15 protein-coding genes are annotated in these 19,190 nt (G+C 52.0%); 5 read left to right on the top strand and 10 right to left on the bottom strand.

All coding sequences use genetic code 11. The features are described from left to right. Positions 1 to 33 precede the first annotated feature (33 nt). From RHD99_RS07725 to RHD99_RS07710, 4 genes are all read right to left on the bottom strand, one after another. Positions 34 to 1,833, bottom strand: coding sequence for a carbon starvation CstA family protein (locus RHD99_RS07725; RefSeq protein ID WP_183269880.1), 1,800 nt, complete (start codon positions 1,831 to 1,833; stop codon positions 34 to 36). A gap of 259 nt (positions 1,834 to 2,092) precedes the next feature. Continuing rightward, complete coding sequence (locus RHD99_RS07720) at positions 2,093 to 3,334, bottom strand: c-type cytochrome (RefSeq protein WP_309878238.1); 1,242 nt, start codon at positions 3,332 to 3,334, stop codon at positions 2,093 to 2,095. Continuing rightward, positions 3,331 to 3,885, bottom strand: coding sequence for a (2Fe-2S)-binding protein (locus tag RHD99_RS07715; protein ID WP_309878236.1), 555 nt, complete (start codon positions 3,883 to 3,885; stop codon positions 3,331 to 3,333). The genes RHD99_RS07720 and RHD99_RS07715 overlap by 4 nt, the downstream gene beginning before the upstream one ends. After that, on the bottom strand, positions 3,882 to 6,671 hold the full coding sequence (locus tag RHD99_RS07710; RefSeq protein ID WP_309878234.1) for a xanthine dehydrogenase family protein molybdopterin-binding subunit: 2,790 nt from the start codon (positions 6,669 to 6,671) through the stop codon (positions 3,882 to 3,884). The genes RHD99_RS07715 and RHD99_RS07710 overlap by 4 nt, the downstream gene beginning before the upstream one ends. A gap of 182 nt (positions 6,672 to 6,853) precedes the next feature. Here RHD99_RS07710 and RHD99_RS07705 point away from each other — a divergent pair, with 182 nt between their 5' ends. Together RHD99_RS07705 and RHD99_RS07700 are read left to right on the top strand one after the other, a co-directional pair. Next, positions 6,854 to 7,444, top strand: coding sequence for a nucleotidyltransferase family protein (locus RHD99_RS07705; protein WP_309878232.1), 591 nt, complete (start codon positions 6,854 to 6,856; stop codon positions 7,442 to 7,444). Beyond that, positions 7,431 to 8,399: an XdhC family protein gene (locus RHD99_RS07700; RefSeq protein ID WP_309878231.1), complete on the top strand. Its 969-nt coding sequence runs from the start codon at positions 7,431 to 7,433 to the stop codon at positions 8,397 to 8,399. Before RHD99_RS07705 ends, RHD99_RS07700 begins: the two co-directional genes overlap by 14 nt. A 39-nt stretch (positions 8,400 to 8,438) precedes the next feature. On the opposite strand, the gene RHD99_RS07695 is transcribed toward RHD99_RS07700, so the two are convergent. From RHD99_RS07695 to RHD99_RS07675, 5 genes are all read right to left on the bottom strand, one after another. After that, positions 8,439 to 8,915, bottom strand: a complete 477-nt coding sequence (locus RHD99_RS07695; RefSeq protein WP_183269885.1) for a YehS family protein — start codon at positions 8,913 to 8,915, stop codon at positions 8,439 to 8,441. A gap of 68 nt (positions 8,916 to 8,983) precedes the next feature. Then, on the bottom strand, positions 8,984 to 9,253 hold the full coding sequence (locus RHD99_RS07690) for a Txe/YoeB family addiction module toxin (protein ID WP_309878230.1): 270 nt from the start codon (positions 9,251 to 9,253) through the stop codon (positions 8,984 to 8,986). Further along, positions 9,237 to 9,500 carry a type II toxin-antitoxin system Phd/YefM family antitoxin gene (locus RHD99_RS07685; protein ID WP_183269887.1) on the bottom strand — a complete coding sequence of 88 codons (264 nt, stop codon included), beginning with the start codon at positions 9,498 to 9,500 and terminating at the stop codon, positions 9,237 to 9,239. Before RHD99_RS07685 ends, RHD99_RS07690 begins: the two co-directional genes overlap by 17 nt. 56 nt (positions 9,501 to 9,556) lie before the next feature. Continuing rightward, complete coding sequence (gene btsR, locus RHD99_RS07680) at positions 9,557 to 10,285, bottom strand: two-component system response regulator BtsR (protein ID WP_183269888.1); 729 nt, start codon at positions 10,283 to 10,285, stop codon at positions 9,557 to 9,559. After that, on the bottom strand, positions 10,279 to 11,967 hold the full coding sequence (locus RHD99_RS07675) for a LytS/YhcK type 5TM receptor domain-containing protein (protein WP_309878228.1): 1,689 nt from the start codon (positions 11,965 to 11,967) through the stop codon (positions 10,279 to 10,281). The genes btsR and RHD99_RS07675 overlap by 7 nt, the downstream gene beginning before the upstream one ends. A gap of 138 nt (positions 11,968 to 12,105) precedes the next feature. Here RHD99_RS07675 and RHD99_RS07670 point away from each other — a divergent pair, with 138 nt between their 5' ends. After that, complete coding sequence (locus RHD99_RS07670; protein WP_309878227.1) at positions 12,106 to 12,528, top strand: GNAT family N-acetyltransferase; 423 nt, start codon at positions 12,106 to 12,108, stop codon at positions 12,526 to 12,528. Between the two features lie 194 nt (positions 12,529 to 12,722). On the opposite strand, the gene apbC is transcribed toward RHD99_RS07670, so the two are convergent. After that, the gene (gene apbC, locus RHD99_RS07665; RefSeq protein ID WP_183269891.1) at positions 12,723 to 13,835 is read right to left on the bottom strand and encodes an iron-sulfur cluster carrier protein ApbC; all 1,113 of its coding nucleotides are present in this window, start codon (positions 13,833 to 13,835) and stop codon (positions 12,723 to 12,725) included. Positions 13,836 to 14,050: 215 nt separating this feature from the next. Between apbC and metG the strand changes: the two genes are divergently transcribed. After that, positions 14,051 to 16,084 carry a methionine--tRNA ligase gene (metG, locus tag RHD99_RS07660; RefSeq protein ID WP_309878226.1) on the top strand — a complete coding sequence of 678 codons (2,034 nt, stop codon included), beginning with the start codon at positions 14,051 to 14,053 and terminating at the stop codon, positions 16,082 to 16,084. 438 nt (positions 16,085 to 16,522) lie between these two features. Further along, complete coding sequence (locus tag RHD99_RS07655) at positions 16,523 to 19,138, top strand: autotransporter outer membrane beta-barrel domain-containing protein (protein WP_309878225.1); 2,616 nt, start codon at positions 16,523 to 16,525, stop codon at positions 19,136 to 19,138. Positions 19,139 to 19,190 lie beyond the last annotated feature (52 nt).

Below are 19,190 nucleotides of genomic sequence, written 5' to 3'. Positions count from 1 at the left end.
GTCACGGAGGACCGGCTTTTAGCACGTCTCAAATTACGACAACAATTCAATCGGCTCGTCGTTACCGCGAGCACGCCACAACACAAACCAGCGTTGAATCGACGCAACCATAATCACCAGCCCAAGCGCGACCATCACAATCGAAATCGTACCGTTGAAGATGTTGAAACCTTTAGCTGCGCTATTGAAGTAGACGTTTTTAACCATCCAGTACGCGGCATAGTTTACCGTCACATACAGATACGCCAGCGGGACCAGGCAGGTCAGTGCATACCAGCGTTTTTCTGACATGCGCAGAATAATGGTTGTCCCGATCATCAGGCCGATGGAAGCCATCAGTTGGTTAGATACCCCAAACAGCGCCCACACGGAGTTGATATCGCCGGAGTTCAACAGGTAACCCCACAGCACACAGGCCACGATGCTGCACCCAATTGCGCCAGGCATCCAGTTGGTGCGTTTCAGTGGAGCCCAGATATCGCCGAGGAAATCTTGCAGCAAATAGCGCGCAACGCGAGTACCAGAATCCACTGCGGTCAGGATAAACACCGCTTCGAACATGATGACGAACTGGAAGAAGTAAGAAGCTAAATGGCTAAACCATGGGATACGCGTGAAGATATCAGCCATACCTACCGCCAGGGTGACTGCCCCACCGGTACGTCCGTATAAATCCAGGCCGATAGACTCGCTAAGCTGTGGCAGATTGACCACGTCCATGCCAAGGCCCGCAAAGACTTCAGGCGTCGCGTTAATGGCGAAGTAATCCGCTGGATGCAGTGCTGTCGCCGCGATTAATGCCATCACACCCACGACGCATTCAGCAAGCATCGCACCGAATGCAACCGGCAGAATATCGTTCCATTTATCGATTTGCTTCGGCGTAGTGCCGGAACCGATAAACGCATGGAAACCAGAGATTGCACCACAAGCAATGGTGATAGAGATAAATGGCCAAACTGGGCCTGCCAGCACGGGGCCGTTACCATGGATAAACTGGGTCACTGCCGGGAACTGGATTTCCGGGTTAATGAACACCACGCCAATCACCAGCGCACCGAAGACGCCAATTTTCATAAAGCTGGAGAGGTATCCACGCGGCGTTAGCAGCATCCACACCGGCAGCGCGGTGGCAAAGAACGCATAGAACGGCAGTACCAGGCTAACCGTAGAAGCGCGGAAGCTCAGCCATTCACCGAATGCAGACTCCTGAATATAGGGCCCTGCAATCACGCAGCCGAAAATGACGATAATGCCGACCCAGGTGGCACCACGCATGCTGCCGGTGAAACGCTCCCACAGACCGACGCAAATCGCCACAGGGATGGTCATAAACACCGCGAATGTGCCCCACGGGTTACGTTCCAGCGCGTGAACCACCACCATCGACAAACCCGCCATGGTAATGGTGATGATGAACAGCATCGCAAGGCCTGTACACCAGCCAGCCACTGGCCCAAGCTCCGCTTTTGCCACTTCTGAGAGTGACTTACCGCGGTGTTTCATTGAGGCGAAAAGTACCACGGTATCGTGTACCGCACCGCCAACCACGCAGCCAATTAATAGCCACAGGAAGCTCGGCAAATAACCGTATTGTGCTGCCAGAACCGGGCCAACCAGCGGGCCTGCGGCTGCAATGGCGGCAAAGTGGCTGCCGAAGTTAACCCATTTTTTGGTCGGGACGTAATCTTTGCCGTCCTCAAGAATATGTGACGGTGTGATTTCTGAGTCATCAGCATTCAAGACTTTACGGACGAAAAACACCCCGTAAAGGCGATAGCAGATAGCCAGAATACACAGGGTCGCGATAACAAAAGTTAGTGCGTGTTGCATAACCCACTCCAGTGCCATAGATAAAAAGATCATGGATATGCTGGCATAGGTTTGAGACGCAATAGACGGGCGTTTGAGTGAGCGGTCAAATCACGAGTTAAGCGGTTAGATTTGGGGAGTGAGTGGTTTTGGGGAGGATAATTCCTGACTGTTCCCTCTCCTGAGGGAGAGGGTTAGGGTGAGGGCTGTCTTTAGCATCGGATCGCCCTCATCCCAACCTTCTCCCCCAGGAGAAGGAGAAGACCGGAACACCCTTCCTTTATTTCTCCGAACGCAGTGCCTTCACCTGTTCAGCCGTCACATCACCAGGCAATCCACCCCAGGTCACACGCAGGTAGTTCACCAGTTCGGCAACTTGCTCGTCGTTCAGACGGGAGCCGAAGCCTGGCATACTTTGCATGCTTTCCCCGTTCGGGAAATTCTGCGCAGGCAGGCCGTCAAGCACCGAGACGATCAGGTTTTTGGCATCAGGCTGGCGCAGCGTCGCATTGTTAAGCATCGAAACCGCGACGTGCGGCTTGCCCTCGCCTTCACGCGCGTGGCAACCGGCGCACTGGTCGAGATAAGTCATGCGCCCTGCTTCGTTTCCTTTGCCCAATGGTGCCGGAACCGCAGCCGGAGGCGCTTCACCCATCAGATACGTCGCCATCGCTTTTTGATCGGCAGGCGTCAGGTGCTGCGTACTGAGGTCAACCACCATGTGCATTTCGCTAAATGCGCTGCCTTGTGGCGCAAAACCGGTGCTGAGGAATTGCTGCACATCCTGCGGCGTCCAGCCACGTTGGGCTAACGCTTTTGGCGTAATATCCGGTGCCATAAAGCGCCCTAACTCACCACCCTGCATCGCTTTATCCAGCTTCATTTGGCCGAGCAATCCGCGCTCGGTATGGCATTCGCCACAGTGCCCAAGCACATCGGCCAGATAACGGCCACGATGCCAGTCAGCTGAATTACCGGCTGAAATCGCCGGTAGTGGATCCTTGCTATGGAACAAGATATTCCAGCCAATCAGCGCGATACGCTGGTTGAACGGGAAGCTCATTTCGTTATCTGGCGTCGCCACATCAACGGCTGGGCGCGTCATCATGTAAGCATAAATATCGTCGGAATCCTGACGCGAGATGTTTTTATATGAGGTGTAAGGCATCGCCGGGAACAGATGACGCCCGGTTGGGGTCACGCCTTCGGTCAGCGCTTTATAGAAATCATCTTTCGTCCAGCGGCCAATACCGTAATCCGCAGAAGGCGTCAGGTTGCTGCCGTAAATGGTGCCGTAAGGGGATTCCAGAGGAAAGCCGCCCGCCAGCGGTGCGCCGCCAGAAGCGGTGTGACAAGCCGCGCAGTCAGCGGCTTTCGCAAGATAACTACCCCGCTCGATTTGCGCAGGGCTTGCCGTCACTTTCTGTACCGGACCATCGTACGTGCGGTATTCCCGCCAATAAAGAATCGCTACGATAATGACGATAATCGCCAGAACAATGAGCGCGAGACGCTTTTTCATTTCACCGCCTCCTTCACCAGCCCCGGCGTTTTCAGCACCACGTCGCGCACGGCTTCGTAGTAACGCACGTATCCGGTACAGCGGCAGATGTGGTTTTCCAGCGCGGTTGAAATCGCCTCTTCCAGTTGGTCACGTTCGATAGGTTCGCGCTTGAGTTTTTCGACGAAAATCGTCGCGGCATTCACAAAGCCCGGTGTGCAATAACCGCACTGGAAGCTGTAATGGTCGAGGAACGATTGTTGAATCGGCGAGAGTTCAACGACTTCGCCCTGCTCATCGACTTTGGCGTGGCCTTCAACGGTACGGACTTTTTTGCCGTTAAAGAAATGGGCACCCGTGATACAGGTACGCACTTCTTCGCTGGTGCCGCTTGGGTTATCAACAATCGCCACACACGCGTGGCAAATGCCCTGCCCGCAACCCAGACGTGAGCCGGTCAAATAGACATATTCGTGCAGGAAATCGATCATCATCAACCCTTCGGGCACATCAATCGGGCCGTAAGGTTTGTTGTTGATGGTCAGGGTCATTGGTTTAGTTTTGATGCTCATGGTAATACCTCACGAATATTTTCAGCACGGACGGGCAAATCACGGAAACGGTGGCCGGTGGCGTCAGCAATCGCGTTAACCAACGCGGCGACGACCGGGATCATGACGACTTCAGCCATACCTTTTGGCGGGTCGGTTTCCGAAAGCGCAGGCAGCACATCGCCCGTCTGTTTCCAGACAGCAACGTCACTGGCACGCGGCATGTGATAACGGTTGAAGTTCCATGTGCCGTTACCTGGTCCGTCTTCATACAGAGGTAAATATTCGTGTAGCGCGTGGCCGATACCCATCGCCAGCCCGCCCTGCAACTGCCCGGACACCAGTTCCGGTACGATTAAGTTGCCGCACTCCATAATGGAGTGGTGATTCAACAGTTCGACTTCGCCAGTCGCCAGGCTCACTGCCACTTCGGCCAGCGTGCCGACGGCGCTGTAATAGGTTACCGATGCGTTATTACGCTGCGTTGGTGGGTAATACACGTTGGTGCGCGCAAGCGGGGTGAATTCGCTGCTGCCGTTACGCACCGCCAGGGCATCAATCGGCAGGCGTTTGCTTTGTTGGTTGAGCATGAAGTCAGCTTCAGCCCACTGCCAGCGGTTAAACACGTGCACGACAGCCCCCGTCATCAGGCCCATTTCGTGTGCTTTTTTCGCCAACAGCTCGAGGCTTAAAATTTCCATTCCGGCAGCGGTTAACCCGCCTTCAACCCAACGGGCGTCTTCGATGCGCACAACTAATGGTGCAGCCTGACCGCCGCCAATACCGGTGGTCCAGATAGACATCGCCGCAGGCCACAAGCCGTGTTCAAACACCAAACGTGCTGCTTCGCGCGTGCTATGAGAGAAGTAATAGGCGGAGTTACTGGCGCTGGAAGGCGAGCAATAAGACGGTGACCAGGAAGGATTAGCCGCCAGTTTGTCTTGTTCTTCCTGCGACATAATGTACGGATCACCGCTGGTGACTACCGGGAGTGATGTCCAGTCGGTCACTGAGAAATGCGATTCGTCAGCCGGTTTACCCAACCACTGCGCACACAATACCGCTTGCGACGTTGACATCCCGGTGCCCATTTCTGCGCCGCTGTGATGTAAACTAATACGGCCTTCAGCGCTGACTTCCACCCGCGCAAACGAGGTTTCTGCCCCTGTACCAAAGTCTTTTTGCACGCAACCGAAGCCCACACCAAAGCGTTTGCCAGGGTTTTTCATTTCAAATTCAGCTTTACGTTCAGCACGCTTCAGCCACATGTCATGTTTTGCGGCTTTTGCCAGCACTTCATCTACACGAATCGCCCCCGCAGGGATTGCACCCTGAGTGTTTTTCATGCCTGATTTCAGCGCGTTGCGCATGCGGAATTCAATCGGGTCGATATTCAGTTCAGCAGCAAGTTCATCGACCATCATTTCGGTGGCCGCCATACTTTGCAACGTGCCGTAGCCGCGAGCGGAACCGGCATCAATGGCACGAGAAGCCACACCCACCGCCGACAAATCACTTTTCGGGAAGTAATAAATGGATTGCGCAGCCGTTGCGCCGACCATCGCGACAGACGGCGTAAAGTTGCTGCGCCCGCCCCCGTTGGCCGTCATGTCACCCAGGAACGACTGCATGATGCCGGTCTTTTTGTTCACCGCGATGGTGTAATTCATGTCAAAGGCGTGACGCTTGAGCGAGCTCTGGAACTGCTCGTAACGGTCGTTGGCCAGGCGCACCGGATGCCCGTCGCCATACATCGCCGCCACCGCGCCGTAATACGGGAAGTTGTAATGGTCTTTGGAACCATAACCAACGGTGTAACACGGATGCAGTATCAGCTGTTTTACCGGCTGAGTGCGTTTTGCCAACATTGGCGGCATGTTTTCAGCAACTTCCTGCGGGGACTGCGTTGGCGCCACCAGATGCAGAGTTTGCGTGGATTCATCAAACCAGCCGTTGGCGTTATCTGGCTCAAGGGCCGCGGTATCAATAGATTGAGTGGTGTAACGACGTGACATGACCAGCCAGTCTTCCGGCGGGCTCTTCAGCTCGTCGGCGATCATGCCCGCGTAATACATGCCTTCTTCATCCAGCTTGCCGCCTTCACGCCCTTCTGGCCAGACCGGCAAATGCTTTCTCATTGATGCAGGGAAAATCGGCATATCTTTCAGGCTGGAGAATTTGTCGTCGTCCTGAGAAGTTGCGCCGCCGACACGCACAAAGCGGAAGGTTCCCCACGGATCGCGCTCAAGCGGCCCGGTTTCAGCGCCGTACTGGATAACTTCGTCTTTGAATTTCAGTTTGTCTTTGGCAAAACGGAAGCGGGCAAAATCATGGTAAATCAGAATAGCGACGGCCTGGCCGAGATAAGCCGGGGTTTTGCCGGTTGGCAGCAGCATGTCTTCACCGTAAAACGCCGGGAACGCCAGGCCATCACGCGCCAAATCTTCAGCAGTCACCAGACGGTCAGGTTTCAGGTCATCCCCGAGTAAGGAGAGATCAATGCCGCTGAATAATCTGTCCGCTTTGGTGGTGCGCAAAATAAAGGCGTGCGCTTGTTTTTGCGGCCAGTGCGGCATATCGACAGCACGGATATCACGCGCAAAGACTTTCTGCCCCATGACTTTCGAGCGGCCATCAATGCGGAAGCGGACGCGTTTGTTTTTAGCATCCCACTCTGGAGACTGGAGGATTTTTTGTTCGAATAGCGCGGCATAGGCTCGGCTATAAAGAGGAGCAAGATAGACTGCGACCCCTGCGACCACAGCGCGCTTAATAAACAGGCGCCGTGATGGATTGAAATTGCTCATAAAACATCCCGTTAAAAATTATTATTGTCTTTTTTTTGAACTGGTTGGAGTGTTTTCAATACATCTCCGTAGTGATTATAAGTATATGCATTTAAGGTAAATCATGTAAGAATTAACATCTCATTTTCATAAAAAAAACATGAAGCGATCAAATAGTCGAAAATGAAATTCGGAAAATTGAAATGAAGCCGGGCATTATCATCGCCGCCGCTGGGCGTGCAGAACGCTATCGAAAAGCGGGTGGAAAAGGCAACAAACTCGATGCGTTGCTCAACGATGACAGCGTGTTTGCGCAAACGTTGCGCCATGCGCGGGCCTCAGATCTTGCGGTTCATGTGGTGACTCGCCCGGAAAACATTCAAATTCAAGCGTTGTGCAGCGCGCAACAGGTTCCCGTTACGCTTATCGAGAGCAGCGGCTTAGGTGAGTCAATTGCCGCAGGTGTTAGCGCAACGCCACACTGGGATGGCTGGTTGGTTCATCTGGCGGATATGCCGTTTGTCGCGCCTGCGGTCTTTGTCGAGGTGGCGCAGGCTCTGGCGTTTCACCTGTTGGTGCGCCCTTGCACAAACGCGCAGCCGGGCCATCCGGTGGGGTTTTCCCACGTCTGGTTTAGCAAGCTTTGTCAGTTAACCGGCGATAATGGCGCGCGTGAGTTACTACGCGGTGAAAACATGCATTTCATCAATGTTAGCGATGTCGAATCACAGCGTGACATCGACCTTCCTTCACAGCTGACTCAACAGAATGAGAAAAATCATGCAGCATCTTGATATCAGTGTGATTCGCAAGGCTTGCGCCTGGCTTGCCGAACAACCAGTCTGGCTTTGTACGGTCTTGAATACCTACGGTTCATCGCCCCGTTCACCTGGCGCATTGATGGTTGCAACCGCCGATGGGCGTTTTTGCGGCTCGCTTTCCGGTGGCTGCGTGGAAGAGGATTTTTTGCAGCGTATTGCCCAGGGTGAGTATCAGCAAGCCAGCCAGATTGTGCGTTATGGCGAAGGCGGGCTGGAACCGGGTATCGCGCTGCCGTGCGGTGGCGTTCTGGATATTCTGGTTGAATATCTGCCAGCCACAGTCGGTAATGTGCGGTATCTCGAAAAAATGGCTGACGCACTGGCGGGCCATTTTGCATTGCAAAAATGTCTCACCCTTCCCGACCCTTGCCGCCATCTTGAAGTCACCGAATTTGCCGATATCACTCAGGTAGAACGCCACGGGCAACAGATTACAGTGCACGTTGCCGCCGCCCCGCGCCTGCTGATTGCCGGGTTGTCGAGCGTGGCATTGTACTGCGCTGAGTTTGCCAGTTCGTTGGGTTTCGAAGTGTTGGTTTGCGAGAATCGCCCGGAGGCACTCGAGAATTTCGCCGCCTCTCTAAAATCTGACATTACGCTGCTCAAACAATTTCCGGCGAACTATCTCGAACAGCACGCTTGCCACGCCAACACGGCGATTGTCGCGCTCACGCACGATCCACGTATGGATGATCTGACGATGATGGAAGCGGTGAATACGCCCGCGTTTTACATTGGCGCGATGGGGTCGCAGAAGAACAGTGCGCGCAGGCTGGAACGTTTGCAGAACATTGCGGAATTAAACCCGACTCAGCTGCAACGCATTCACGCGCCGATTGGTTTGCCGTTGGGCAGCAAGACACCGGCAGAAATTGCCCTGGCGGTGATGGCGGATATCGTGAAGAGGAAAAACGAAGCGCGGGGATGATTTATGGCGGGCTGCGCATTGCGCTTACCCGCCCAACGATCACTTTGGTTTTTTCTCAACGTGAACACGAGCCGTTAACCCACGCAGGAAGTAACGCAGGAACTGGTCGCCACACTCGCGGAAGTTTTTGTTCTCAGGTGCGCGCATCATCGCGGTGATTTCTGGCATTGAGATGCGGAATTCTTGAGTCGTCAGAATTTCAAGTACGTCATCAGTTTTCAAATCAAACGCAATACGCAGCTTTTTCAGGATGATGTTATTGGTCATCTTGCGTTCAATTTTTGGTGCTGGCTTGCTTTCATCCTTACCGCGTTTGAAGTAAATCAAACCGTTAAGGAAGTTTGCCATCAGAATGTCCGGGCAAAGTTTGAAGTTCTCTTCGTCTTCTTTTTTCGTCCAGGTGACGATCTGCTCAGCAGTCACGGCGGTGTCAGTCAGGGCGAAGATCTTCACCATATCGTCATTGCCCAAATTCAGCATGTAGCGCACGCTGCGTAATACGTCGTTATTCATCATAGTGGTGATTCTCTCGTTCTAAATCTTGAAAGCGGGGAGTATATAGCGTTCTGAAGCCGTGCGCAGATTTAGTAATGAAGACGGCATTGAAAAATAGTGAGGTCTTCGTCGCTGACGCTATAGACCAGACGATCTGCATCATTTATGCGCCGGGACCACAGACCACTCAGGTTTTCACGTAAAGGTTCCGGTTTCCCCAGGCCTTCAAATGGTGAGCGCCTGGCATCTTCAATAAGTTTATTAATACGTTTTAACGTTTTTTTATCCTGCATTTGCCACCAGAGATAATCATCCCAGGCGTGATCTGTCCATGTGAGTAACCTATTCGTCGTCTTCATCGATAATCTCTCTCCGTGAGATTTTTCCTGCCTGGACCTGGGCCATTGATTCCATCAGGCGCGTTGCATTCGCCGGCGAGCTTAGCAAATGAACTGTTTCCATCAAGGAATTGTAGTAATCCAGTGACATCACCACGGCGTCTTCTGCATCCCGGCGCGTGATAACCGTAATGTCGGCATTATCCACGACTTCATCAAGAACGGTTTTGAGTCGATTGCGTGCTTCTGAAAATGTAATAACCTGCATAACCACTCCACTTGTGCTATTTACGGTACAAGTATAGGGCAACTACTGGATAAAAACTACACCGCTTTCAGCCCCAGCGCCTCTTTCAAACTCTTTAAATAACGACGGCTGACCGGAACGAACTGTCCGTCGCGCAGCATCAATTCTGCCTGGCCACCCTCTTCAAAGCGGATCTCTTTGAGATGCGCCATATTCACCAGATATTGCCGATGACAGCGCACCAGCGGCGTGCGGCTTTCCAGCGTGCGCAACGTCAACTCAGTAAACCCTTCAGCACCCTGAGCGTTGGTAACATACACGCCGCTCATACGGCTACTGGCAAACATCACGTCGTCCATTTGCAGCAGGTAAATCCGGCTCTGCCCGGTACAAGGGATAAATTTGAGATCTTCCTGGTTTGGCGTCAGCAACGTCATGTCCTGATCAACACGTTCATGGCGTAAGCGATGCAACGTTTTCTCCAGACGTTTGCTATCAATGGGTTTAAGCAAATAGTCAAACGCGTGTTCTTCAAATGCCCGCACCGCGTACTCGTCGAAAGCCGTAAGAAACACAATGTAGGGCCGCTGCTCAGGATCAAGCATGCTCGCCATTTCAAGCCCGCTGATGCGTGGCATCTGAATATCCGCAAACACCACGTCAGGGTGCAAACGATGCACCGCGCCAATCGCCTCGACCGCGTTACCACACTCCCCCACAATTTCAATGTCAGGCTCGTTTTGCAGCATGATGCGCAGGTTTTCACGCGCCAGCGGCTCGTCGTCGACAATCAGCACTTTTAACATGGGGTTTCCTCCAGAGGTAAACGTAGGGTAATGCGGGTAAATCGGTCGGTCTCAAAATCCACTTTAATACCGCAGTCATCGCCGTAGCGGGCACGCAGGCGCTTATCCACCAGGCTCATGCCCAACCCGCTGGCTTGGGTGTTTGGTTGGTATAAACCGGCATTGTCTTCAATAGAAAGATGCAAATATTCGCCCGCCTGGCAGGCGTTAATCGTGATTTCGCCGACGCCAAGCAGTTGTGAAGTGCCGTGTTTAATCGCGTTTTCGACAATGGGCTGCAAAGTGAAAGCCGGTAATCGTATCTGTGCCAGGGACGGCGGCACATTAAGTTGCACTTTTAAGCGGGTCTGAAAACGCGCCTGTTCGATTTGCAGATAGGCGTTCACATGCTCGATTTCATCGGCAAGCGTCACTATCTCGCTCGGGCGTTTTAAGTTTTTACGGAAGAAGGTCGAGAGATACTGCACCAACTGGCACGCCTGTTCATTATCCCGGCGGATAACGGCCACCAGCGTATTCAGGGCGTTAAATAAGAAATGCGGATTGACCTGCGCGTGCAGCAGTTTGATTTCTGACTGCGTCAGCATCTGTTTTTGCCGCTCATACTGTCCCGCTAAAATCTGTGCGGATAACAGTTGTGCGATGCCTTCACCGAGGGTGCGATTTATCGAACTGAACAGGCGGTTTTTCGCTTCATACAGCTTGATGGTGCCAATCACACGGCTGTTTTCGCCGTACAACGGGATAACCAGGGTCGAACCCAGTTTGCAGTGGGGATGCAACGAGCAGCGATATGGCAATTCATTACCATCGGCATAAACCACTTCGCCGCGCTCGATGGCCTGCCAGGTGTAATCAGAAGAAATAGGACGGCCGGGTAAATGGTGATCCGCACCGATACCGGTAAACGCCAGCAGCTTTTCATTATCGGTGATAGCGACCGCGCCGATATCCAGTTCATGATGCAGCACCTGAGCCACTTTCATGCTGTTTTCCTGGTTAAAACCCTGGCGCAAAATCCCTTCGGTGGACGCGGCGACCTTCAGTGCCGTAGCCGAAAATGCCGAGGTGTACTTTTCAAGCATCGCACGTTTGTCGAGCAAAATACGCATGAATAGCGCGGCCCCCACAGTGTTGGTGACGACCATTGGCGCGGCAATACTTTTCACTAAATGCAGGGCGTCAGCAAATGGGCGCGCAATCAGCAGAATAATGCCCATCTGGAAGATCTCTGCCACCAGCGTAATGCCGCCTGCTGTCAGCGGATTAAACAACAAATCGCTTCGCCCACGGCGAATGAGTAAGCGGTGTAACAACCCGCCGAGCAACCCTTCGACAATGGTTGAAAACATGCAGCTCAATGCGGTCATGCCGCCCATTGAATAACGGTGCAGCCCGCCCGTAAGCCCGACCAGCCCGCCAACCAGCGGCCCACCGAGCAATCCGCCCATAACAGCTCCAATGGCGCGCGTGTTAGCGATGGAGTCGTCAATGTGCAGGCCAAAATAGGTGCCCATAATGCAGAAGATGGAGAATGTGACGTAGCACAATAGCTTGTGAGGTAACCGGACTGTGACCTGCATCAGCGGGATAAACAGCCGCGTTTTACTCATCAACCAGGCGATTACCAGATAGACGCACATCTGCTGAAGCAGCAGTAATACCAGATTAAATTCGTACATTGCGTCTGCCGTTGAATAATAATGGGCGCGTAACATACAACGATGCGTGATAACTTTCTTTGAAGGGTTTCAATAATTTTTGATTTGGATTTCACAATCAGATATTTCATCGCATTTTTGACCATGGAGACAGGCAATTTGTTGATTCGATCTTTTGAAGAACACGATCGTCTGCCGTTGCGCGACCTCTATTTACAAACTCGTCTACACGCCTGGACATGGCTGGATAGCAGCGCATGGCGCCCAGAGGATTTCGATAGCGTCACGAAGGATGAGCAAATCTGGGTGGCAGAAGAGGATGGTGAACTATTGGGGTTTGCCTCGGTGTGGGTTGTTGATGATTTCCTGCATAGCTTGTATGTGGCCCCCGCTCACCAGGGGAAACGAGTCGGCAAAGCGTTGCTGGAGAAGGTTCAAGCAGAGTTTGTCGCCCACGGAACATTGAAATGTCTGGTGAAGAACGTGTCTGCGTTTGAATTTTATCAACGCCACGGCTGGTTGGTTGAATCGCGTGGGGATAGCGAGGATGGGGAGTATTATTTGATGGGGTTTGGGGGGTAAATCGCCCTCACCCTGGCCCTCTCCCGCAGGAGAGGGAATAGTTTAGCTATCTTCTGTACTGAGAGAGGGAACAGTTTAGCTATTTTCTGTACTGAGAGAAGGAACAGTTCTGTTATCTCCTGTACTGCGAGAAGGAGCAGTTCTGTTATCTCCTTCTCCCGCTGGGAGAAGGCCGGGATGAGGGGCAATCCAAATCAAACAGCCCTAAACGCAATATCCGCCGGAATCACTTCACCTTGCCAGTAAAGCGTGGACGCAACGCTTCCTGCCAGTTGGCGATAAACCGCAGTGAATTCGCTTTCCGGGCGGCTGACCACGGTCGGCTTACCGGCATCAAGATCTTCACGCAGCGTAATGTGCAGCGGCATCTGCCCAAGCAGTTTGGTGTGGTACTGGTCCGCCAGTTTCTGCGCGCCACCGGTGCCAAAAATAGCTTCATGATGACCGCAATTGCTACAAACGTGCATGCTCATGTTTTCAACGATGCCCAGTACCGGCACATCAACTTTTTCAAACATCACAATGCCTTTGCGTGCATCAATTAGCGCAATATCCTGCGGGGTGGTGACAACCACAGCGCCGGTTACCGGGATGTTTTGCGCAAGCGTTAACTGAATGTCGCCTGTACCCGGTGGCATATCCAGTACCAGATAATCGAGATCCGGCCACATTGTTTCCTGCAACATTTGCATCAGCGCTTTGCTGGCCATCGGCCCGCGCCACACCATGGCATTTTCATCAGTGACCAAATAACCAATGGAATTCGTTGCCAGGCCGTGCGCCATGATAGGCGTCATGTGCGTGCCGTCTGGTGAGGTTGGACGTTCGTGTTCTGCGCCCAGCATCGTAGGAATGGATGGACCATAAATATCCGCATCCAGAATCCCGACTTTTGCCCCTTCGGCAATCAGCGCCAGCGCCAGATTCACCGCAGTACTCGACTTCCCGACCCCGCCCTTGCCAGAACTGACGGCGATAATATTCTTCACGCCGTTAATGCCAGGATGGTTTTTCACGCGCTTTAAGGTGGCGATATTGTGGCTAAGCTTCCAGTCCACCGCTTTCGCACCGGTAATACGCAATAAATCTGAGCTGCATTGCTCTTGCAAAGCCTCAAAACCACTGCGCCAGGCAAACGGCATCAACAACTCGACGTGCAGAGTGTCATCGAGCATCGCAACGTGATGCAGGGCCTTTAAGGCGGTCAGATTATGTTTGAGGGTTGGGTGCTGAAAATTAGCCAGTGTCCCTGCGACCATAGCGCGTAGCTGCTCGGGGGATTTGCTTGCCTGGGATTGAGAGTTCATCCCGACTCCTTATTTTTTTGTCGGACATTGCAGTGTGTTAAGCATACCAGAAGATACCCGTCATACTTCAAGTTGCATGTGCGTTGGCTGCGTTTGCACGCAACTCGAATTATTTAGGGTATAAAATTTCGCTGATAGCCTTGTGTGGTTTACCACGAGGCGGCCTTTCGGTTAACATCAAAGCCCTTTTCTCTTTAGAAGATGCAATTTCTACTATGGCTCATACCGCGAAAAAATTATTGGTAACGTGCGCTCTGCCGTACGCTAACGGCTCAATCCACCTCGGTCATATGCTGGAGCACATTCAGGCTGATGTCTGGGTCCGTTACCAACGAATGCGCGGAAACACGGTTAACTTCATCTGCGCAGACGATGCACACGGTACACCTATCATGCTGAAAGCACAGCAGTTAGGCATTACTCCAGAGCAGATGATTGCCGAAATGAGTCAGGAGCATCAGACTGATTTTGCTGGTTTTAACATTAGCTATGATAACTACCACTCCACGCATAGCGATGAAAACCGCGATCTGGCGTCGCTGATTTATGGCCGTTTGAAAGAGAATGGTTTTATTAAAAACCGTACTATTTCTCAGCTTTACGATCCGGAAAAAGGCATGTTCCTGCCAGACCGTTTCGTTAAAGGCACCTGCCCGAAATGTAAAGCACCAGACCAATACGGCGATAACTGCGAAGTCTGTGGCGCAACTTACAGCCCAACCGAGCTTATCGAACCGAAGTCAGTCGTCTCTGGCGCAACGCCTGAAATGCGTGATTCCGAGCACTTCTTCTTTGATTTGCCATCGTTTAGCGAAATGCTGCAAGCCTGGACGCGTTCTGGCGCGCTGCAAGAGCAAGTGGCGAACAAAATGCAGGAGTGGTTCGAGTCTGGCCTGCAACAGTGGGATATCTCCCGCGATGCGCCGTACTTCGGCTTTGAAATCCCTGATGCGCCGGGTAAATATTTCTACGTCTGGCTGGATGCGCCAATCGGTTACATGGGTTCATTCAAAAACCTGTGCGACAAACGCGGCGATACCGAGAGCTTTGACGAATACTGGAAGAAAGACTCCACGACTGAGCTGTATCACTTCATCGGTAAAGACATCGTTTACTTCCACAGCCTGTTCTGGCCAGCCATGCTGGAAGGCAGCGGTTTCCGCAAGCCAACCAACCTGTTTGTCCACGGTTATGTGATGGTGAACGGCGCGAAAATGTCTAAATCGCGCGGTACATTCATTAAAGCCAGCACCTGGTTGAACCATTTTGACGCCGACAGCCTGCGTTACTACTACACCGCAAAACTGTCTTCACGCATCGACGATATCGACCTGAATCTGGAAGATTTCGTGCAGCGCGTGAACAGCGACATCGTCAACAAAGTGGTTAACCTGGCATCGCGCAACGCGGGCTTCATCGCCAAGCGTTTTGACGGCCAGCTTTCTGCAGAAATTGCCGATCCTGCATTGTACAAAACCTTTACCGACGCCGCGCAAACCATTGGCGAAGCCTGGGAAAGCCGTGAGTTCGGTCGCGCAATCCGTGAAATCATGGCGCTTGCCGATGTTGCAAACCGTTATGTGGATGAGCAAGCACCGTGGGTTGTGGCAAAACAAGAAGGCCGTGATGCCGACCTGCAAGCCATCTGCACCATGGGCATTAACCTGTTCCGCGTACTGATGACCTGGCTGAAGCCGGTTCTGCCGACGCTGACTGAACGTGCTGAAGCCTTCCTGAACTGTGAACTGACCTGGGACAGCATCAACACCCCGCTGCTGGACCATAAAGTGAACACCTTCAAAGCGCTGTATAACCGCATTGACATGAAACAGGTTGAAGCACTGGTTGAAGCGTCGAAAGAAGAAGTGAAAGCTACAAGCGCGCCTGTTACTGGCCCACTGGCTGATGACCCGATTGCTGAAACCATCGCCTTTGATGATTTCGCCAAAGTGGATCTGCGAGTTGCGCTGATTGAAAATGCAGAATTTGTTGAAGGTTCTGACAAACTGCTGCGCCTGACGCTGGATCTTGGCGGCGAGAAACGTAACGTGTTTTCTGGTATCCGTTCGGCCTATCCAGATCCTGCGGCGCTGGTTGGCCGTTTGACCATTATGGTGGCAAACCTGGCACCGCGTAAAATGCGCTTCGGCATCTCTGAAGGGATGGTGATGGCGGCAGGTCCTGGCGGGAAAGATATCTTCCTGTTAAGCCCGGATAGCGGTGCACAAGCAGGTATGTCGGTTAAGTAACAACAGCAAAGCCCTCCCTCAGTATCCCGCGTTAATGAGCGGAGAGTATCGAAAGATATTCTCCGCTAAATTCCACCGCTCTCTGAATATGACGACAGAAAATTTATTTCCCGACGTATCCCATAAAACCGAATTTATCCGCTCGCTGAATCCATCAAAAACATAAACCACATCAATGGAATGCTGATTTTCAATAATCCATGGCTATTTTTTAGCATTCATTGCTATCCAATAGTGGACGGGAATTGAAAAGAGAAAATGGCTATTCTGACGCCATGAAATCCCTCAGCGAATGTGGGATTTAATTTTAGCGCCAATACCGCTTCAACCTGTTTAAGAAAGCGAAAACGTGCGCAATTCAATTTCAGTCATTAATCGAACTTAATCCATCGCTGAACAACGTATGGATAATGCATTCGTGAAGGAATAATTAACGCAATGAAAAAATCAACACGTTATTCGTACCAATCTAAAAGGTTAATCCTGGCTTCTTTAATCTCTCTGGCTATCGCAAATGGCGCTCATGCTCAAACACAACCTTTGAATTATGGCAATGAAACTGTCAACGATTCTGTTATTTACTCTGGCCCCGACAATCTGCAATTAAATGCAGACGGCACCACATTTAATAATACGATTAATGCCACCTCAACCGGCGGTAATACCGACGTTGACCTGACAAATACCCACGTTACCGATAATACAAAATCGACATCATCTTCCATTGTTGTTGAGGCCAATAGTAGTGGTTCAGCAACATTTAACGCTGATAATCTGCAACTACAGGGAAGAAGCGTTTCGGTTAACGGCACTACGACAAACGTCAATATCACCGACAGCGATTTTGAAACAGAAAGCGGTTTTGACTCTTTAGATGTTGTGCAACATGGTGATGCTCCCGGACAAGCAAACCTCGACGGGTCGCACTTCAGCAATAAAGTGTCGATCAACGCCAATGCTAACCTGTCGCTTTACGCCGACAACAGTCATTTTGACGGGGGGTTATATGATGTCCAAAATGGTGACTCAAATACCGATATCAAAAACAGCACCTTTGACGATCAGCTTAATGTTCAGTCACTTTATGGCTCCGCATCAGTCTCACTCGACAATATCGATTCCACTTCACCTGATGAAACGTCTTCGGTTCAAATATCTGCACAAAATGACAGCTCGCTTAATATAAATAATTCACGGCTCTCGAATGCAGCACAAATGTACGTCTCGAACACCGCTACTGGCGCAACAGCCCAAATAAAAATTTCAGACAGCCAGATCGGTTCGCCGGGAAGTGATGACCAGAAATATATGGTTTTAGCGACCACCGCTTCAAATCAAAGTGGTGCATCAGGCACCACGGAACTCGATATTGCAAACAGCCAGATTAATGGTTCAGTTGGTGCAGAAGAATTTAACAAAGGCAACTCAGTAATTAACCTGACAGAAGGCACTGTGGTGAATGGCAACGCCGACCTGATGGGTTCCAATATGTTGCTGAACATTGATGATGCCCAACTCAACGGCAATATCAATGTTGACAGTGCCGCAGATAAAGCCGGTGATGTGACAAACACCACGGTGAATATCGCCAACACCGCTTATCGAGGGAATATCACCTCTCACGATAACGCGGCTGACGATTCGTTAACGTTGAACGTTAACGGCGGCGGGGTTATCGGTGGGGAAGATATCGACAGCTCCCAGCGCATTACCGGTTTTAACCAGGTGAATGCCAATATTAATTATGTCGACCCGTCACTGGTGAATACCGGCAAATCCTCCTACTTCTTCTTCAACGACGGTGAAGACGTCACGATCGCCAACAAAGTCGGCGCGAATTCCGTTGTGGATTCTGTGCGCAGCGGCTCTTACATTCTGGACCACATTAATTATCAGGTCACCGATGAAAGCAGCAAACAAGGACTGACGGATAAAGGTTATTACAGCATCGCGTTTAGCACTGACCCTATCCCAGACCCTGTTCCTGACCCAACGCCTGTTCCCGATCCTGATCCAACTCCGACTCCAACTCCGGATCCAACGCCAGACCCGACACCGGTGCCAGCCCCGGATCCAGCTCCAGTTCCAACACCTGCACCTACACCTGAACCGAAAGTTGCTGCGGATTTGCAGGCTGCACAGGCTGGTCTGTTAGCCAGTGACGATATGATCCACCGCATCGCCAACAGCGTGACCCAGCATCTGGACGCCCGTCATATGGGTGAAAACGGTCCACAGGCGTCAGGCAATAATGTCTGGATGGACGGCATTTATTCCGGTGGCGACCGTAAAGCGGGCACCACACAATACAGTAACGAAATTTCCGGCTTCCAGTTGGGCGCTGATACTTCATGGGCGCTTTCTAACGGTGATGCGGTCACCGTCGGGGCGGGTCTGGGTTATCTGCATAACAACCTGGATGTCACCAGCAGCAACGGCAGCAATGACATCGACGGTAATTACTACAGCCTGTATGCCGGCTGGACGCAACATCAGGCGGAAGGCAAAAACTGGCACCTGTTTGCTGATACCACCGCGACTTACGGCGATATGACCTACTCCGCTTCCGGCAAAGACGGCAATACCCATGCCGGTGGCGATTACGACGGTAATTCATGGTTATGGCAGGCGCGCGTCGGTGCGCAGATTAATCTGGCGAATGACTGGTGGGTTCAGCCGTACGGCGTTTTAGGTTACAGCCAGACGAAAACCGATGCCTATAACGACGGTTACAGCCAGGTTTCCAGCGGCAAATACAGCAGCGGTTTCGCCGGTGCGGGCGTGAAAGCGGGTAAAACTATCACCTTGAAAAGCGGCCAGACATTACGGCCGTATATCGAAACGGCCTACGTCGGGCGCTTCTCCGAAGATACGCATTTCCATACGTCGGACTACAACTTCAATGGCCAGAACCTTAACGGTGGCAGCATCGGCGTAGGGCTGAATGCTACCCTGAGCAAAAACTGGAGCGCCACCGCCAAGGTCGATACGTTAGTGGCCAGTGACGTGAGCAACGAAGTCCACGCGTACCTGGGTGCCGAATTTAAGTTTTAACTGTCTGTTAATACGTAACGTACTGAAGTCCTGAAACCGTGAGGCGTAACAT

It is taken from the genome of Buttiauxella selenatireducens, assembly GCF_031432975.1.
GTDB classification, from domain to species: domain Bacteria; phylum Pseudomonadota; class Gammaproteobacteria; order Enterobacterales; family Enterobacteriaceae; genus Buttiauxella; species Buttiauxella selenatireducens.
This window is presented reverse-complemented; position numbering and strand designations above follow the sequence as displayed.